A 17,828-nucleotide genomic window follows, 5' to 3' on the forward strand; every position below is an offset into this window, starting at 1 on the left:
GCATACCGATGTTCACTGGTCAAGCCGGGGCCAGTGGTCTGCGTAACTGTTAGTTGCGCATGATTGGCTGGCCTACAATTCCAATAACTAGCGCTTTGTTGTGCCCATCACAAGGGCATGCAAGGTGGGGCCAACGTTGTCCCTTCCATACGCACGATCACGAGGAAGGACGTCTCCCATGACCCATCTTCATAACCCCGGTTGGTCCGAAAATATCGAACCGCAGGGTGCCATGTCTCCGTTCAAGCGCTTTGCCGCGCTTCCGGAGGCCCGGGGTCTTTACAACCCGGATAAGGAGAAGGACGCCTGCGGCCTGGCAATCATTGCCACGCTCCGCGGGGAACCGGGATACGACATCGTGGAAGCGGCTCTGACTGCCCTCCGCAATCTCGAACACCGCGGCGCCGTGGGCGCCGATGAAGGTACTGGCGACGGCGCGGGCCTGCTCATGCAGGTTCCGGACGAGTTCTTCAGGGCCGTCACAGAATTCGAACTGCCCGCTCCCGGCCAGTACGTGGTGGGCACCGCTTTCCTTCCTGCTGAATCGCGCGAAGCAGCCACTGCCAAAGCCGGTATCGAAGCCCTGGCAGCGGATGAGGGCCTCACGGTCCTTGGCTGGCGTGAAGTTCCCGTGGTCGCAGACCTCGTGGGCGCCATGGCACGGGCATGTATGCCGTACTTCTCGCAGCCCTTCTTTGCATCCGCCACCGGTGAGCAGCTTGAGCGCAACGAACTCGACTCCCGCGCCTGGCGAATCCGCAAGCGCGCCCAGAACAAGTACGGCGTGTACTTCCCGTCGTTGTCCTCGCGCACCATTGTCTACAAGGGCATGCTGACGACGGCCCAGTTGGAGCCGTTCTACCCGGACCTTTCGGACAAGCGCTTCAAGACCAAGCTTGCCATTGTCCACTCACGCTTTTCCACGAATACGTTCCCGTCGTGGCCCTTGGCACAGCCGTTCCGCACCATCGCCCACAACGGTGAAATCAACACGGTCAAGGGAAACCGCAACTGGATGCGCGCACGCCAGTCGCAGCTGGCCAGCCCGCTCTTGGGTGACACGCCTGAAGAGCTGTACCCGATCTGCACCCCGGGTGCCTCGGACTCAGCTTCGTTCGACGAAGTAGCTGAGCTCCTTTGGCTCTCCGGCCGCCCGATCACGCACTCGATCATGATGATGATCCCCGAAGCGTGGGAGAACCACGCCACCATGGATCCGGCACGCCGGGCCTTCTACGAGTACCACTCGCTGCTCATGGAGCCGTGGGACGGTCCCGCCGCTGTCTCCTTCACTGACGGCAACCTCGTCGGTGCAACGCTTGACCGTAATGGCCTGCGCCCCGGACGTTACTGGATCACTGAAGACGGCCTGATCGTTTTCGCCTCGGAAGTGGGCGTCATCGAGGTTGAGCCGTCCAACGTGGTCAAGAAGGGTCGCGTAGCTCCGGGCAAGATGTTCCTGGTGGACACCGAGGCCGGCCGCATCATCGACGACGCCGAGGTCAAGGCCGAGGTCGCTGCAGCCAACCCGTGGGCCGAGTGGCTCAAGGACAACCTGATCGACATCAACGAGCTCCCCGAGCGCGAGCACGTCCGCCACACCGCTGCATCGGTGAACATCCGCCAGCGGACCTTCGGTTACACCACGGAAGAACTGAAGATCCTGCTCGGCCCCATGGCCCGTACGGGGGCCGAGCCCCTGGGCGCCATGGGCTCGGATACACCGGTCGCCGTGCTGTCCAAGCGCCCGCGCTTGCTGTTCGACTACTTCGTGCAGTCCTTCGCCCAGGTCACCAACCCGCCGCTGGACGCCATCCGCGAAGAACTGGTGACGTCACTGAAGTGCGCCATCGGCCCCAACGGCAATCTTTTGGATGGTAAGCAGGTCCGCCAGCCGCAGATCTCCCTGCCGTTCCCCGTGATCAACAACGATCAACTCGCCAAGATCTCGAACATCGAGAACGCCGACGGCGACCGCATCGCCATGAAGGTACGAGGCCTCTACCGCCCTGAGGGTGGGGAAGCAGCTCTGCGTGCCCGCCTGACAGAGATCTGCGAGCAGGTTTCCGGCGCGATCAACCGCGGCGTGCAGTACGTTGTGCTGTCCGACCGCGACTCGAACGCGCAATGGGCACCTATCCCGTCGCTGCTGCTGGTCAGCGCTGTCCACCACCATCTGCTCCGCAGTGCCAACCGCACCAAGACGGCACTCGTGGTTGAGGCCGGCGACGTCCGCGAGACGCACCACGTCGCCGTGCTGATTGGCTACGGCGCATCGGCCGTCAACCCGTACCTCGCCATGGAATCCGTTGAACAGCTGATCTCCAACGGCGACGTCGAGGGCGTAACTCCGGAAGACGGCGTTTACAACCTCATCAAGGGACTCGGCAAGGGTGTCCTGAAGATCATGTCCAAGATGGGCATCTCCACGGTTGCTTCCTACACCGGCGCCCAGACCTTTGAGGCACTGGGCCTGTCGCAGGAACTTGTGGACGAGTTCTTCTCAGGTACGCACTCCCAATTGGGTGGCGTGGGCCTGGACGTTATTGCGGCGGAAGTTTCCGCACGGCACCAGATGGCATACCCCGAGGGCGGCATCGAGCACCCGCACCGTCCGCTCCTGGGTGGCGGCGAGTACCAGTGGCGCCGTGACGGTGAACCACACCTCTTCAACCCGGAGACTGTCTTCCGCCTGCAGCACGCCACCCGTGAGCGTCGTTACGACATCTTCAAGGCCTACACCAAGGGCGTTGACGATCAGTCCGAGAACTTGATGACCCTTCGCGGCTTGCTCAAGTTCAAGAGTGACGTCCGTCCGGCCGTGCCGCTTGAGGAAGTGGAGCCCGTCTCCAGCATCGTCAAGCGTTTCTCCACTGGCGCCATGAGCTACGGCTCCATCTCCAAGGAAGCCCACGAGACACTCGCTATCGCCATGAACCGTTTGGGCGCCAAGTCCAATACGGGTGAAGGTGGCGAGGACGTTGACCGCCTGCTGGATCCAGAGCGCCGCTCTGCCATCAAGCAGATCGCTTCGGGCCGCTTCGGTGTCACCAGCTTGTACCTGACCAACGCGGACGACATCCAAATCAAGATGGCCCAGGGCGCCAAGCCCGGCGAGGGCGGCCAGTTGATGGCCCAGAAGGTCTACCCCTGGGTAGCCCGGACCCGCCACTCCACGCCTGGCGTCGGACTCATTTCCCCGCCCCCGCACCACGACATCTACTCGATCGAAGACCTCGCGCAGCTCATCTACGATGCCAAGCGCGCCAACCCTTCGGCCCGTGTACACGTCAAGCTGGTTTCGGAAGTCGGGATCGGAACTGTGGCCTCCGGCGTGACCAAGGCGAAGGCCGACGTCGTGCTCGTTTCAGGTCACGACGGCGGTACCGGCGCCTCGCCGCTGAACTCGCTGAAGCATGCCGGTGTGCCGTGGGAACTTGGCCTGGCCGAGACCCAGCAGACCCTCATGCTCAACGGACTCCGCGATCGTGTTGTTGTCCAGGTTGACGGCCAGCTCAAGACCGGCCGTGACGTCGTCATTGCCGCCCTGCTGGGTGGCGAAGAGTTTGGTTTCGCAACGGCTCCGCTGGTGGTCTCGGGCTGCATCATGATGCGCGTCTGCCACCTGGACACCTGTCCCGTTGGTGTTGCCACCCAGAACCCGGAACTGCGGTCACGGTTCAATGGCAAGCCGGAGTTCGTGGTCAACTTCTTCGAGTTCCTCGCAGAAGAAGTCCGCGAAATCCTGGCCGAGCTTGGTTTCCGCAGCCTCGAAGAGGCGATCGGCCACGCTGAGGTACTGGACACTCGTGAAGCGATCGATCACTGGAAGGCTGAAGGCCTGGACCTGGACCCGATCCTGCACGGTCTTGAGTTTGACGACGACGTGCCGCTGCGCAACATGACCACCCAGAACCACGAGTTGGACAAGCACTTCGACCAGCGGCTCATCACTATGGCTGCCGAAGCGCTCAGCGACCGCATGCCCGTCAAGATCACCCTGGACGTCATCAACACGGACCGCTCCGTGGGGACGATGCTCGGCCACGTGGTGACCAAGACGTTCGGTACCGATGTGCTGGCGACGGACACCATCGACATCACGCTCAATGGCACCGCTGGCCAGTCGCTTGGCGCTTTCCTGCCTGCCGGCATCACGCTGCGCATGTACGGCGACTCCAATGACTACGTGGGCAAGGGCCTCTCCGGTGGGCGCATCATCGTCCGCCCGGACCGCACCAATGTGTTCCAGGCAGAACGCAACGTCATTGCCGGCAACGTCATCGGCTATGGCGCAACGAGCGGCGAAATGTTCCTGCGCGGACAGGTCGGCGAACGCTTCCTGGTACGTAACTCAGGCGCAACCGCCGTCGTCGAAGGTATTGGCGATCACGGGTGCGAGTACATGACCGGTGGCCAAACGCTGATCATCGGCCGTACCGGCCGCAACTTCGGTGCCGGCATGTCCGGTGGTACTGCCTATGTGCTGGACCTGCAGCATGAGCGCGTCAATAAGGATGCGCTGGATTCCGGCGAACTCCAGCTCCTTGAATTGGACGCAGAGGACCGCGATATCGTCCACGGCCTGCTCACCAAGCACGTTGAGGAAACCGATTCCGTCCTGGCCGGCCGTCTGCTCGAGAACTTCGACGACACCGCCGCCCGCATCACCAAAGTACTGCCGCGCGACTACGCTGCAGTCCTGCAAACCCGTCTCGACGCCATCGAAGAGGGCCTTGACCCTGACGGCGAAGAAGTATGGTCTCGAATCCTGGAGGTAACCGGTGGCTGATCCACGCGGATTTCTGAAAGTCCGGCAGCGCGAGACGCAGCCACGCCGTCCCGTTCCGGTCCGCATCATGGACTGGAAGGAAGTGTACGAAGCGCAGGAAAAGGGCGTCCTGAAGAGCCAGGCCGGCCGCTGCATGGACTGCGGCGTACCGTTCTGCCATCAGGGATGCCCGCTGGGCAACCTCATTCCTGAGTGGAACGACCTCGTGTGGCGGGACAAGGGTGAGGAAGCGATTGAACGCCTCCACGCCACGAACAACTTCCCGGAGTTCACCGGGCGTTTGTGCCCGGCACCCTGCGAAGCGTCCTGCGTGCTGGGCATCAACCAGCCTGCCGTGACCATCAAGCAGGTTGAGGTTTCCATCATTGATGAAGCCTTCGACAACGACTGGGTCCACCCCCTTCCGCCGACGCGCCTCACTGGCAAGACGGTTGCCGTGGTGGGCTCCGGTCCTGCCGGCCTCGCAGTTGCACAGCAGCTGACCCGCGTGGGTCACACCGTTGCCGTTTACGAACGGGACGACAAGATCGGCGGCCTGCTCCGCTACGGCATCCCCGACTTCAAGATGGAGAAGGAACAGGTTGACCGCCGCCTGGAGCAGATGAAGGCCGAAGGCACCCGCTTCCGCACCGGCGTCGCAGTCGGCACCGACGTGACCTGGGAACAGCTGCGCCGGCGTTACGATGCCGTGGTGATCGCTACCGGGGCAACCGTCCCGCGCGACCTGCCCATTCCTGGCCGCGACCTTGAGGGTGTCCACTTCGCCATGGATTACCTGGTTCCTTCCAACCGCGTAGTGGCGGGGGAGAACCCGGAAAATCACATCGACGCCCGTGGCAAGCACGTGGTCATCCTTGGCGGTGGCGATACCGGTGCAGACTGCATCGGTACAGCACACCGTCACCAGGCCGCGTCCGTCACGACACTCGCGATCGGCAAGCAGCCGCCCCTTGAGCGTGCAGGGCACCAGCCGTGGCCGACGTTCCCCACACTCTTCGAGGTCGCCAGCGCCCACGAAGAGGGCGGCGAGCGTACTTACCTCGCCTCAACCGTGGAGTTTGTTGGCGAGAACGGCAAGCTCACCGGGGTCAAGGTTGCCGAGACGGAGTTCGTGGATGGCAAACGCCTTCCGAAGGCCGGCACCGAGCGGATCATTCCCGCTGACCTCGTCTTCCTGAGCCTTGGCTTCACCGGTGCTGAACCGTCCGGTATTACCGAGCAGGTCAGTGCAGAATTCGACGGTCGGGGCAACGTAGCCCGCGACGGCTACTACATGACGAACACCGACGGTGTGTTTGTTGCCGGTGATGCCGGACGTGGCCAGTCCCTGATTGTGTGGGCCATCGCCGAAGGCCGTGCATGCGCGGCGGCAGTGGACAAGTTCCTCATGGGAAGCACAATCCTTCCGGCACCGGTCGCCCCCACTGACCGGGCAATCGCGGTCTTATAGCGCCGGTAGGAATGATCTTTAACTCAATCAGCAGCACACTACTTAGGGTAGGTATATGAGACGCGCGAAAATTGTGGCAACTTTCGGTCCGGCAATCTCCAGCTATGACAACACTCTCGCGGTGCTGGAAGCCGGCGTTGACGTTGCCCGTATGAACATGAGCCACGGCGACTACTCCGTGCACGACAACACGTACGAGAATGTCCGCAAGGCTGCGGCGCAGCTGCACAAGCCCGTGGCCATCATGGCTGACCTTCAGGGTCCCAAGATCCGCCTTGGCCGCTTCATCGACGGCCCGCACGAACTGGCTGTTGGCGACACCTTCACCATCACCACCGAAGACGTCCCCGGCACCAAGGACATCTGCTCCACCACCCTGAAGAGCCTCACCGAAGACGTCAATGTGGGTGACGCCCTGCTGATCGACGACGGCAAGGTTGCACTCCGCGCCATCGAGGTTGACGACGTCAAGGTTGTGGCCACCGTTACCGTCGGCGGCAAGGTTTCCAACAACAAGGGCATCAACCTGCCTGGTGTTGCCGTCAACGTTCCCGCTCTGAGCGAAAAGGACGAGGACGATCTCCGTTGGGCCCTCAAGCGCGGCGTGGACCTGGTTGCCCTGTCCTTCGTCCGGGATGCCTCAGACATCAAGCGCGTCCACGAGATCATGGACGAAGAAGGCCGCCGCGTTCCGGTGATTGCCAAAATCGAAAAGCCGCAGGCTGTGGACCAGCTCCACGAAATCATCGACGCGTTCGACGCGATCATGGTTGCCCGTGGCGACCTCGGCGTTGAGCTCCCGCTCGAAGAGGTGCCGATCGTCCAGAAGCGTGCAATCGAGCTGGCCCGCCGCTGGGCCAAGCCCGTCATCGTGGCAACGCAGGTCCTGGAATCCATGATCGACAACCCGCGTCCGACGCGTGCCGAAGCTTCGGACTGCGCAAACGCAGTTCTCGACGGCGCCGACGCAGTCATGCTGTCCGGCGAAACTTCGGTGGGACAGTACCCCATCGAAACCGTCAAAGTCATGGCCCGTATCATCGAGTCCACCGAAGAACATGGCCTCGAGCGCGTCCCCCCGCTGGGCACCAAGCCCAAGACCCGCGGTGGCGCCATCACCCGTGCCGCCGTCGAAATCGCCGACCAGCTGGACGCAAAGTACATCTGTACGTTCACTCAGTCCGGTGACTCTGCACGTCGCCTTTCGCGTCTGCGCCCTGTCAAGCCGGTCTTCGCTTTCACGCCGGTTGAGCACGTCTGGAACCAGCTCGCCCTCACCTGGGGCATCCAGCCGGTTCTGGTCCCCACCGTGGGCCACACTGACGAAATGACCGCCCAAGTGGACCGCAGCCTCCTTGACATGAAGATTGTGGACGAAGGTGACCTGGTGGTCATCGCTGCCGGTTCCCCTCCCGGACAGGCCGGTTCCACGAACTCGTTGAAGGTCCACAAGGTGGGCGATCTCGCGGACACGTCCCAGATCGACGCGTCCCGCAAGGAGCCGGTGGGCCCTTGGCCCGAAAAGAAGAGCAAGACCCGGGGCTAAATCCCTGGTTGACGTTTGAGCGTTGTGGGCTCCGCCGGTTGGCGGGGCCCACTTTGTTTTGTGTTGTTTTGTCCCTTGGGCGGGCTTCTGCCCTGGGGCACGACGGCGGCCGGTCACCATTCGCTGAGGTGACCGGCCGCCGTCGTTGACTGCTTGGTGCTAGTTGACCTGGTTGATGATCGTTTCAGCAACCTCACGCATGCTCAGGCGACGGTCCATGGACGTCTTCTGGATCCAACGGAACGCCTCCGGCTCGGTAAGGCCCATCTTGGTGGTCAGGAGGCTCTTGGCGCGCTCCACGAGCTTGCGGGTGGCGAACTGCTCCTGAAGGTCAGAGACCTCGTTTTCGAGCGCCTTGATCTCCTCATGGCGGGACAGGGCGATCTCGATGGCCGGGATGAGGTCGGCAGGCGTGAACGGCTTGACGACGTAAGCCATGGCGCCGGCGTCGCGGGCACGCTCCACAAGTTCCTTCTGGCTGAAAGCGGTCAGCAGGACAACGGGCGCAATGCGTGCTTTAACAATCTTCTCAGCCGCTGAGATGCCATCCATGACGGGCATCTTGACGTCCATGAGGACCAGGTCCGGCTTGAGCTCTTCTGCAAGCTGCACGGCCTTCTCGCCGTTGTCTGCCTCGCCGACGACGTCGTACCCTTCGCCCTTCAGGATCTCGATAATGTCCAAGCGGATGAGGGTCTCATCCTCGGCTACGACGACGCGTCGGGCCGGTTGGGCTGCGGGTGTGGACTCCGTCTGTTCGGTCACGGGATCTCCTTGAAAAGGTTCGGCGGGTTCATGTCCATCTTAGTGTGGACCGCTGCGGCACATGATTTTGTTGCACTCGCGCGCCCAGTTCTGAAAAACAGCCTATCTGCATGTATAGTAATTTCGCGTGCTGGGAAAGGATCGCGTTGCTCACAGACAAGAGAGCAGTCAGCGAGAATTAACTTCCCGGTAATCCGCGCCCGAGTGGCGGAATTGGCAGACGCGCCGCACTCAAAATGCGGTATCGAAAGGTGTGTGGGTTCGAGTCCCACCTCGGGCACCGTGTTGTCGCAGGTCAGGGGCCTATATGGCCCCTGACTGTTGACAAAACCCCCAAATCTGTTGACACGGATCTAGCATTTTTATGTGGCTAGTATCCGGAAACGCGTCAAAAAGGACGGCTCTTCGTCCTTCATGGTGGTCTGGCGCGACCCCAAGATCCGGAAGCAACAGGGCATCACTGTCGACTCCGCGCATGAGGCTGAAACTCTGAAACGGTTGCTCGATGCGAACGGACAGTCTTTCGAAATCGCGCAGCAAGCACTGCTGGACAACAGGGCAAAAATTCCGACTGTCGGCGAAGTGATCCAGGAACACATCGACCTGCTGGTCCGGCCCTCGAGCGGGACCGTGAAGACCTATCAGACCATGCTCGACCTCCACGTGAAAAGGGTTATCGGGCACGTGCCTGTAGACAAGCTGGATTACCGGATGATCGCCTACTGGATGAAGTCGATGATGGACAAAGGTCGGTCACCCAAGACGATCAAGAACGTCCATGGGCTGATCTCTGCGTCGATGAACACAGCGGAGATGCTCGGATACATCACGCGGAATCCCTGCCGAGGCGTACAGTTGCCGAGCGTCGAGAAGGCTGAGGACGAAATGATGTTCCTCACTCATGCGGAGTTCGGCCTGATTATGGACGGCATGGGGGAGCGGTACAAGGACTTCACTAACTTCCTGGTCATGACGGGGACACGTTTTGGCGAAGCCACGGCGCTAACCGTCGCGGACGTCGATTTGCTGGGTAGGCCCGCCACGGCTCGGATCAACAAGGCATGGAAGCGGGACGGGCAGAACCAGTTCTACATTGGGCCGACGAAGACGGGTGCTGGTAAGAGAACCATTGGTTTGAACCCCGCGCTGGTTGACCTGCTGATTCCTCTGGTGGCTGGGCGTCAGAGCAGCGATCTGCTGTTTACGACGCCAAAGGGGGAGCGGATCGTCCACAAATTGTTCTGGCACCACTATTGGGTGCCGGCGGTTAAGGCCGCTCAGGATCGCGGACTGCGGAAGAACCCCCGTATTCATGACCTTAGGCATACACATGCTTCATGGCTGATTCAGGACGGTGTCCCCATCTTCACGATTTCTCGCCGGTTGGGGCACGCGTCGACCAGGACTACAGAGGGTGTGTATGGGCACCTGATGCCGGAGGCTCTGCAGGCTGGGGCAGATGCGACGGAGCGTTCGGTGTCGGCGTTTATGCGTTGAGCTTTTCGTGTTCCATTAGGAAGCCAAGCGGTTGCGGGCTCTCGTCCCAATGAGTCGCGTGCTGGAGTTGCTACCGCCGGCTGCCGTAGAAGATGGGCGGGCATCGGGCAATATCTCACTAAGTCTCGCGATCTCCGCAATGTGCTCCGACGTGAACACAATCTTGCCCTTGCCCCAGCACGCGTGTGGGAAGCGTCCGGCAGCCGCGCCATCGCGCAGCCATCCTTCACTGCAGCGCATGATTGCCGCAGCTTCGGCAGGTTCGAAAAATTCCAAGTCCATGTCAAACCTCGTCGTTGATTCACCTTGGCTGTTCATTCCTGCAAGTCACTGCGGGAACATGACGAAAGCGCGAGGGATCGGGACTTTCTTTACAAAGGATCCTTTGATGAGACTTCGGGGCAATGGTTGGTCGACGATACGACCGTTACTGACTTGACCGAAACCCGAACGCTGGCGGGGGGCTGCCCCAGGAGCACGCCCACGAAGCTAGATCAGAACTCAATGCCGGTATCAAAGTTGGTCTAAAAGTGTGGGCATCGTTTCTGACATCCGGCGGGGTACACCGCAGTTGGATTTCAGTAAGGGGCTCGTTCAAACCTTCAGAACTGGGAAACTCGTAGGCATCAAGCGTGAACATTACGATCTCTCAGCTTCCGCAGGATCCTCTTGTGCATTAATAGGGGTACTGAGCGTCGAGTGCAAGGCCTTGAGTCGTTCGAGGACTTCGTCGTAGCCGAGCACAGTCACGGTCGAAAGACCAGCTCGATATCGAAGGAAGGACTCCCGCTGCTCCGGGTTGAGACTGGATACGCGTCCAGTGATCACAGCGCCGCGTGGGTCATTCCACGCGTCTAGGTTGAGATCGGGGGTGAGCCGGGGCGCGAGGCTCTTGGGGACGGAAGCCATCTGCGATTGCACCTGAGTAATTGGTCCGCTGAGCTCCATATGGGGTGGATAGACACCGGCGTTTCCCTTGCCCCGGTACGGTGCGGTGCTCATGAGTGGAGTGCCTGGTGTCTTGATCTCGACGATAAGGACGGTACGTGTAATCGTGTTCGCGCAAAGGAAATCAGTGATACGTGCCCCTCGTCCCTGAATATCCCCGGCCTGAACGGTGGCGTGCTGAAGTTCCACGACTACGGGGGCTGAGAACACCAGCTGCAGCGCGAAATGGTTGGCCTGAAAGAACTTCTGCCAATGATCTTCATCGCGCGAGAAGGGCCCGTCAAGATCCTTCTCAAACTGCTCGATTAGGGCTTCGAGTGAGACTAACTCAATGTCTTCGCGAAGCCGGACGAGCCGTTCGGGTGCCTCTTGGGCGATGACGGGAGCAGCGGTCGTTATTTCATCGGCCAATATGGAGCGATCGGCAGCGTCGGTCACATGGCCGTTAGACACCTCCTCCGTAAGCGCGCGAATGACCGGATTCCTGGCGAACTTTGGCTTTACGAGTTCTAGCCCGAATAGATCAGCAATGGCGTTATGAGAGTCGGCATCGATCACCCGTCGGACGGCGGTGCGGCCTCGCTCTCGACTCCGGTCGACGGCAGCGCGGTAGTCGTCGAAACGCTGCAAGGAGATCCGGAAGGTAGTGCCTGCTTTGTCGATACCTTCGGCGCCCGACGTCACGAAGCGCACTGTTTTGCACTGCGTGCGTTTCTCGACCCCACGTATTAGATCCTGATAGTCACGCCGCACACTTAGTCCGTACTCGTACATTGAACCGAAACCCCTAGGTAGGCCGCGGACGTAAAGAAGGTCGTACTGGCCGTGTTCCGCCGAATGATTATCGGGATCCCACCCTGGGCTTTCGATCTGCAATTCTGTGATCCGGTCGAATTGATTTTCAAGGCGACCGTAGTGAGTTACCTTTGGCGCGAACCGCAGTAGTTTCTCGGCGCGGTCGAACCGCAGCGCTTCGAAACTGCTCTTGTTCTTGTCTCGGGGGACACGTACCAGTATCAGCTCATCGGCCTCGTCGTGCTGTTCGATCAGACCAAGTCGGTCAGCTAGGTGGAAACCGTCGTCGTTTTCACCATCCACGTCGTGATCGTCGAAATCTTCACCGTCCATGCCGAATTCGTCAAAGCCAAAAGCTTGGTCGCTCACGCATATCCTCCAAGGAGACGTAGCGTGCCGCCCGGATGCCGCGCGCTCAACCTAGAGTCTGCCACCCAAAACGACGCTGATTGTGCACGCCATGGAGCATCGCAAGGTGCGGTCTACGCGGAATGCATTGTTCAAGCCCTCACTACCTTGATGGGCTTTCGAAGATTAGTAGCCGCACCTCGCTCAGGGACTGACGTTCTGTGACCAGGGAGGTGCGGGCGTTTCATGCACCGCTGTTAGCTTTCCTATCCAGAAGTCACATGGGTTCGGCCAAGAATTCGGGCATGATCTCCGGAGGGGCGTCTCAAAAAACTAAAGATTTCCGAGACACTCGCCTGGCATCGGAATTTTCAGGGGACAGCCCCGCCGCTTCACCCCTTTCAATGTCTTGGAAAGTCGTCTCGATGAAAACCGTCTTAGCCAAGTGCTTTCACAGACTTTCTGAGGCGCAATGGCCGGGTGAGGCATCTTGGATATACGCGCGTCAGCACTTGGAGTCAGGATGCTCAGCTGCAGCTCGACGCATTGGTCGCTGCAGGAGTCCAGAAGCGTGATGTCTTCGCCGATGTCACCTCCGGGAGTAAGACCGCCGCCGAACGGCCCGGGATGAAGAAACTCCTCGCCTACGCAGAGGAAGGCGATACCGTCGTGGTGTGGCGGGTGGACCGGTTGGGCCGGTCGCTGATTGATGTCCTCAACACGGTGAACCTGCTAAGGGAACGCGGGATCCACGTCCGGTCCATTTCTGATGGAATCGATCCGGCCACTTCGACCGGCCGGTTGATGCTGAACATGCTGGCGACCCTTGCCGAATACGAACGCGAGCTGATCGTTGAGCGCGTCAACGCCGGCATCCTGGCGGCGAAACAGAGCGGCACGCGCTTCGGCCGACCAGCCTCCGATCCGATTGTTATTGCAGACAAACTCGCCGTCGTCCAGGATGCGAGGGCCAAGGGACGCACGGCCGAGGACGCGGCGCGCCTGGTGGGCTGGAGCCGGGCGACCCTATACCGGCATCAGCAGGCTCTGGCCGCCCGTAAGAGTACCGGCACGTAGGCCCACGGTGAACGGCGACGAACGGCACGGCAGCGCACCGGGAGGCGCTGGCCTCCACGATGCGCAGCCAGGGCGCGCCCGAGCAGGCCATCCGTGCCCGTGTGCAGGCCGAGAAGATCCAGAAGTACCCCATTGCCCAAGAGGCGGCCGGTAAGGGCGCCAAAGCCGGAAAGACCAAGGCCAGCAATCCGGCCCCTTTGCACAGGCAAAAACTAAAGCACGCACTCAATCCCGTTAACTCTGGATTGCGGCAAAGAGCAGGAAGGGCCACTGGACTCTCGTCCGGTGGCCCTTTCCATGCCGGGGCAGCGTCAGCCCGACTCAGCCAGATGAAGTGATCCCGGCTGCTCAGGCTTCCAAGCCGTGAGCTTTGGCTAGAATATCTGCCTCCCTATGAAAGCCACGTGCTCTGAGCTCCGGAATGTAAATGTGCATCGGCGGGGTGCAGGACTTGTACGGCTCTGCGCAGGGACCATCGTAGAGTCCTCCGCCAGGTGATGCATCCAGTCCTCCACGGTTGAAGGGGTCGAGCCCGCCGCCGTTGAACGGGTCGAGCCCGCCGCCGTTGAAGGGGTCGAGCCCGCCGCCGTTGAAGGGGTCGAGCCCGCCGCCGTTGAACGGGTCCATCCCGCCGCCGTTGAACGGGTCGAGCCCGCCGCCGTTAAAGGGGTCCATCCCGCCGCCGTTAGAGGCGTAGAGGCCACCACCTGGACCGCTATTAAGGCCGCCGCCGGGGCCTGCATACCTGTCGCGCGGGAATTTTCTATTCATACTGGGTGATCCTACGTGCCCCAACACGCGTTGACGTGGTCCCCCGCATGCATAGCCAGAGAAGCTAAGGTCTGGCTGGTTTCCGCATATTCACCCTGCGCAGGTTGGTCTCCTCGATTTGAGGCCAGGTGCTGACCAGATCGAACTCAAAAAGCTTCTGGAAAAGCGCCAGATATTCGTCCGTATCCGGCAGCCTCACCCACCCGCCGGGCGTCGCAAGCTTTGCATGGTCTCCACGCAATCCTTTCAGGATGCCTGTAATTTCCAGCTTCGAGAGATCCTCCATCACGGGCGCCATGAGTTTGACGACCAACATGGGCTGGACCCGCCCATCTGCCAGCCGTTGCAGGGAAGCGGCCGGCAACTCAACCTGGGAGTCGAGCGCGTACTCTGCAATCGTGCTCAGAGCAGAGGCGCTGGCCAAGAAGCCAGTGTCCGGCAGTTGGCCGACAATCGCAGCTTTGACCTCTGCCGGCACCCTGCGGCTCTGCATCATCAATATCAAATCATCGTTGGGGATCACCAGCGAGGGTAGATAATCCGCGAAATTCTTTGATTTGCGGATGTATCCTTCCTTGGTCTGCCACGACAAGCCCTCGATCCGCTCGTAAGACGCCGCTTCATCCTCAATGATGTCCTTCTCCAGAAGCAGGCTGAACAGTTCGCCTTCTTCAGGTTGCAGGCTTACCGCCGGGATCCGGGAAGGCTCCTCCAACTGGAGACTCTGGACTACCTTCACCCTTGCTCCGGGGGAAAGGTCACGTCGGTTGAGCACGTCGACCGCCATTGCAAGAACCTCCGCATCAACATATTCCATCTCAACGCCCTCGTCATCAACCCAAAGGATTTCGGGCTGTGCCTCCAGCAGTACCGCAAGCGCGGAGTCGATTCCCTCGTGCGCCGCTATGTACGAGCGAATGTTTCGGTAGGTGGCTGGAAACCTCAAATCCAGTGCAAGGGCCGGCCAGATCATCTGATTTTCGACCTCTGCCAACGTTTCCACACGACACTCCGGAGCCGCTGCCTTCACGAGCTGCCCAAGCGGGGCATCTTCGTCCTCGCTGGCGGCCATCTCCAGTAGCCGGATGAAACTTCCGGGATCCAGGATCGAGGAGTCTTCCCCGGCCTCGATGATGTCCAGATACTGCCGGAGGTTCTCAAGGAGGTAGACGAACACTGCAGGGCTCGTGGTTTCGATCCTGTCCAGTGCCAGGTTCGTTCCCTCCGGCAACGCCTCCCTGATGTTCGCTTCAGTTAGCTCGTAGAGGTTCCTGGCTATGATTTGTTCTCGCATCAGAGGGCTGAGGTCCTTCAAGGAGGGAAGCTTGATGGCGAAGCCTGCCATCGTTTCTCCAAGCGCTTGGGCCGTACGCGGGTCCGCGAGGTTTCTGAGCGCGCTGAGTTCGTCGTAGCAAGCGTGAATGAATGCATTGATACGATCTCCGGCGTTGTACTTGGTATCCGGAGATACCCCGTAGAGGGCAGCGTTGAATAGAGATGGCTTCATCTCCTCGGAGATGCCGGGAGATGCTGCAACGAGTGCAAAAATGTCCGCCCAGTGGGCACTGAGTTGTCGGAAGAGCTCGAACGTCTTGCTTCCGTTATCGATGTATTGCTGGAGAAATTCATTGTTGGAACCAGCCAACTTCCTGATGGCTGGTCTAATCCGGACGTCGTGGTCAGTAAGCAGGTGATCGAAGATCTGGACGTTGTACATCCACTCTCCTTCGTAGAGGGATCGTCGGCCCTCTTCTGCCAATACCGATTCGATATCTGTTGGTTTCTGGAACTGATAGAAGGGCCTGGTGCTGTGGGTTTGCACCGTGTGGAGAATGAAGTTCCGGGCTGTGGCGCTCACGTGGACGTCATAGTACTTGGAGATGTAGAGGGTGAAGTTTTGGTCGATGTAGCCGGCTTTCACCAGATCGTAGGCCAAGGGCGAGAGCTTCTCTTGAGCAATATTGTCGAAGGATCTCGAGGGTTCTCCGTCCAGGCTGTATTGCGGGGAGGAGATGAGACGTTCCATGTCCGATTCCCTCAGCAGCCGTTTTTCTTTCTCGAGACGTGCCTGCTCAACCTGCATCGCGGCTTCGTCAATGTCCTGCCAGTCCTTGAGCGAGGGCTGCTGGTCGAAGGCGTTAAATACCCCGCGCAGGGCGGGCCATGTGAGGACCAATGAACGTCCATTGTGCATGTTGACGGTGAGCCCAGGGGCATCATCGGCGAGGAATTTCTCCCAGAAAGCAGGTTCATGCAGCAACGTTGGGGTGGAGGGGAGGCCCGGAAACCCATAGGAACTCACCCCTCTATAAGCCGTGGATGCATTGGCGAACCCCTGGACATAGCTTTCCAACATGGTTCCGAGCGCGTCACTGCGGGAATCTAGCGCGTTGTGAGTTGCCTGCCTGGTCTTTATCTTTCTTATCTTCAGGTCCAGGTTCTGGATTCCTTGGGTGATGATGGCTCCGTGAGCTTTGTAGAGATCATCGAGAACGCTTCCGCCGTCTTTGATTTTCTCGAAGTCGGACAGGTTCCGGTTTTTGTAGAGCATCATGGCGAAAAGGCCATCTTCGGTAAGTTCCTGGATGCCGCCCTCTACGTCCAGAAGCTTGCGTTTGAAGACCGTGAATTCGTTGTGGATGTTCCTCATCAAGCGCATATCAACGATGTGTTTAGCTGCCAGATTGACGAGTCTCGACGAAACATTGTCGGACTCGTTGAGAATCTGGCTCATCAGATCCCGTGAACTGCGGTGAGTGATGAAGGGGACGACCGGGATAACCAGGTCGAAGAACTTCGTGCGATTCGTCAGTGCCAGATTCCTTCTGGCACCTTCGTCGACGGCGTTGTCGTCGGTGTCTTTGAAGCCCTGATCGAAGATGCTGTCTCTGAGGGCGTAGACGAATCTGATGCCCGATAGCTGCTTGGAGTTGTTCAGGATGGTGTTGAGCTCGCGGAGCGTTTCAAAGATGTGTGGATCCTCGAACCGGTCCAGATCTTCGAAAATTGCTACATCACACCGCGTTACTTCGAAAAAATAGACAATCTCGTCAAGGTACTCGTCGAAATAGCTGTTGTTGGTGTCCGACAGCGCAATTGATGCGGGCCCGCCTTTGACCTCCTTGATCCAGACGCGGTTGTGCAGCAAGGTCAATGCCCAATATGAGAGGCCAAAAAACACAACAGCCAGGATGACGTGGAGCCCGGCCACTGCCCAGCCGTCCCCGACCAGTTTGCTCATCCGGTCGGTAGCGCCCGTCAGAAATCCCACGATTGTAAGGACGATGGCGATAAGGAGCGCGCCCCCCATTGCTCTGGGATGTCTGAAAGGTTCGATGCGACGATAACGGGAACCCGGGACTTTGGACGGTACCTCCCGGTAGAGGAGCTGCTTGACGATCTCCTTCTGGATGTCGTTGGTTACGACCTTCCCCGGTCCTTCCTCGGGGAGGCCCTCTTTGGGAACAGTCGCTTGGTTTCCCAGCGTCGAGAGTGAGAGCGTCACAACCCGCTCCGAAAGCCGCCGCTTCACTTCCTGCAGGATGCTGCTCTTGCCTATGCCATAGCTACCTGTGAGGGCGATGTTCTTTGCACTCCTCAGAGCCATGGTCTCATCGGCCCGGAGCTTCTCGGCCCGGGCTTCGCGTCCGGCCTTCCTGAACCTGGGCCGGCGCTCGAGGAGATTCTCCTTCGGAGGACGTGACAGAGCAGCCTCAAGATATCTGACGTAGTCTCCGTGGTCTTGTTCCCTGTATTCGGGGGTCAGGGGAGCAAGTTCGAACTCTGCCGCTCCGAGGGTCCTGCTGCTGGCATCTTCGTTCAGGCTCTCCGTCATTGAC

The 17,828-nt window shown here is 60.0% G+C and carries 11 protein-coding genes and 1 tRNA gene; 7 read left to right on the plus strand and 5 right to left on the minus strand.

All coding sequences use genetic code 11. The features are described from left to right. Positions 1-178: 178 nt before the first annotated feature. The 3 genes from gltB to pyk are packed head-to-tail and all read left to right on the plus strand — an operon-like array spanning position 179 to position 7,788. Entirely contained in the window at positions 179-4,792 is a 4,614-nt protein-coding gene (gene gltB, locus ACZ5G6_RS09650; protein ID WP_498691014.1) for a glutamate synthase large subunit, read from the plus strand. After that, on the plus strand, positions 4,785-6,242 hold the full coding sequence (locus ACZ5G6_RS09655) for a glutamate synthase subunit beta (protein ID WP_498691016.1): 1,458 nt from the start codon (positions 4,785-4,787) through the stop codon (positions 6,240-6,242). The genes gltB and ACZ5G6_RS09655 overlap by 8 nt, the downstream gene beginning before the upstream one ends. 55 nt (positions 6,243-6,297) lie before the next feature. Further along, positions 6,298-7,788 (plus strand): pyruvate kinase, encoded by a 1,491-nt coding sequence (pyk, locus tag ACZ5G6_RS09660; protein WP_498691018.1) that lies wholly within the window; start codon positions 6,298-6,300, stop codon positions 7,786-7,788. Positions 7,789-7,947: 159 nt separating this feature from the next. Here pyk and ACZ5G6_RS09665 read toward each other — a convergent pair whose 3' ends face one another. After that, on the minus strand, positions 7,948-8,553 hold the full coding sequence (locus ACZ5G6_RS09665) for an ANTAR domain-containing response regulator (protein WP_216923235.1): 606 nt from the start codon (positions 8,551-8,553) through the stop codon (positions 7,948-7,950). 198 nt (positions 8,554-8,751) lie between these two features. Between ACZ5G6_RS09665 and ACZ5G6_RS09670 the strand changes: the two genes are divergently transcribed. Both ACZ5G6_RS09670 and ACZ5G6_RS09675 read left to right on the plus strand, forming a co-directional pair. Next, positions 8,752-8,833 (plus strand) — tRNA-Leu (locus tag ACZ5G6_RS09670). A 134-nt stretch (positions 8,834-8,967) separates the two neighbouring features. Then, positions 8,968-10,050 (plus strand): tyrosine-type recombinase/integrase, encoded by a 1,083-nt coding sequence (locus ACZ5G6_RS09675; protein ID WP_498691021.1) that lies wholly within the window; start codon positions 8,968-8,970, stop codon positions 10,048-10,050. 15 nt (positions 10,051-10,065) lie between these two features. Here the strand turns inward: ACZ5G6_RS09675 and ACZ5G6_RS09680 are convergent, their stop codons facing one another. Both ACZ5G6_RS09680 and ACZ5G6_RS09685 read right to left on the minus strand, forming a co-directional pair. After that, on the minus strand, positions 10,066-10,332 hold the full coding sequence (locus tag ACZ5G6_RS09680; RefSeq protein WP_498691023.1) for a hypothetical protein: 267 nt from the start codon (positions 10,330-10,332) through the stop codon (positions 10,066-10,068). Positions 10,333-10,689: 357 nt separating this feature from the next. Then, positions 10,690-12,162: a Shedu anti-phage system protein SduA domain-containing protein gene (locus tag ACZ5G6_RS09685; RefSeq protein ID WP_498691025.1), complete on the minus strand. Its 1,473-nt coding sequence runs from the start codon at positions 12,160-12,162 to the stop codon at positions 10,690-10,692. Between the two features lie 459 nt (positions 12,163-12,621). Between ACZ5G6_RS09685 and ACZ5G6_RS09690 the strand changes: the two genes are divergently transcribed. Both ACZ5G6_RS09690 and ACZ5G6_RS09695 read left to right on the plus strand, forming a co-directional pair. After that, entirely contained in the window at positions 12,622-13,218 is a 597-nt protein-coding gene (locus ACZ5G6_RS09690; protein WP_498691027.1) for a recombinase family protein, read from the plus strand. Positions 13,219-13,277: 59 nt separating this feature from the next. Continuing rightward, the gene (locus tag ACZ5G6_RS09695; RefSeq protein ID WP_498691031.1) at positions 13,278-13,556 is read left to right on the plus strand and encodes a hypothetical protein; all 279 of its coding nucleotides are present in this window, start codon (positions 13,278-13,280) and stop codon (positions 13,554-13,556) included. A 10-nt stretch (positions 13,557-13,566) separates the two neighbouring features. Here the strand turns inward: ACZ5G6_RS09695 and ACZ5G6_RS09700 are convergent, their stop codons facing one another. Both ACZ5G6_RS09700 and ACZ5G6_RS09705 read right to left on the minus strand, forming a co-directional pair. After that, positions 13,567-13,989, minus strand: coding sequence for a hypothetical protein (locus tag ACZ5G6_RS09700; protein ID WP_498691033.1), 423 nt, complete (start codon positions 13,987-13,989; stop codon positions 13,567-13,569). Positions 13,990-14,053: 64 nt separating this feature from the next. After that, complete coding sequence (locus ACZ5G6_RS09705; protein WP_498691035.1) at positions 14,054-17,824, minus strand: YobI family P-loop NTPase; 3,771 nt, start codon at positions 17,822-17,824, stop codon at positions 14,054-14,056. Between the last annotated feature and the right edge of the window lie 4 nt (positions 17,825-17,828).

The organism is Arthrobacter sp. TmtSoilC51 (genome assembly GCF_055388015.1).

Coding starts and splice junctions, on each gene's coding strand:
- gltB (WP_498691014.1), top strand. CDS start 179: ATGACCCATCTTCATAACCCCGGTTGGTCCGAAAATATCGAACCGCAG.
- pyk (WP_498691018.1), top strand. CDS start 6,298: ATGAGACGCGCGAAAATTGTGGCAACTTTCGGTCCGGCAATCTCCAGC.
- ACZ5G6_RS09675 (WP_498691021.1), top strand. CDS start 8,968: ATGGTGGTCTGGCGCGACCCCAAGATCCGGAAGCAACAGGGCATCACT.
- ACZ5G6_RS09680 (WP_498691023.1), bottom strand. CDS start 10,332: ATGGACTTGGAATTTTTCGAACCTGCCGAAGCTGCGGCAATCATGCGC.
- ACZ5G6_RS09695 (WP_498691031.1), top strand. CDS start 13,278: ATGCGCAGCCAGGGCGCGCCCGAGCAGGCCATCCGTGCCCGTGTGCAG.
- ACZ5G6_RS09700 (WP_498691033.1), bottom strand. CDS start 13,989: ATGAATAGAAAATTCCCGCGCGACAGGTATGCAGGCCCCGGCGGCGGC.
- ACZ5G6_RS09705 (WP_498691035.1), bottom strand. CDS start 17,824: ATGACGGAGAGCCTGAACGAAGATGCCAGCAGCAGGACCCTCGGAGCG.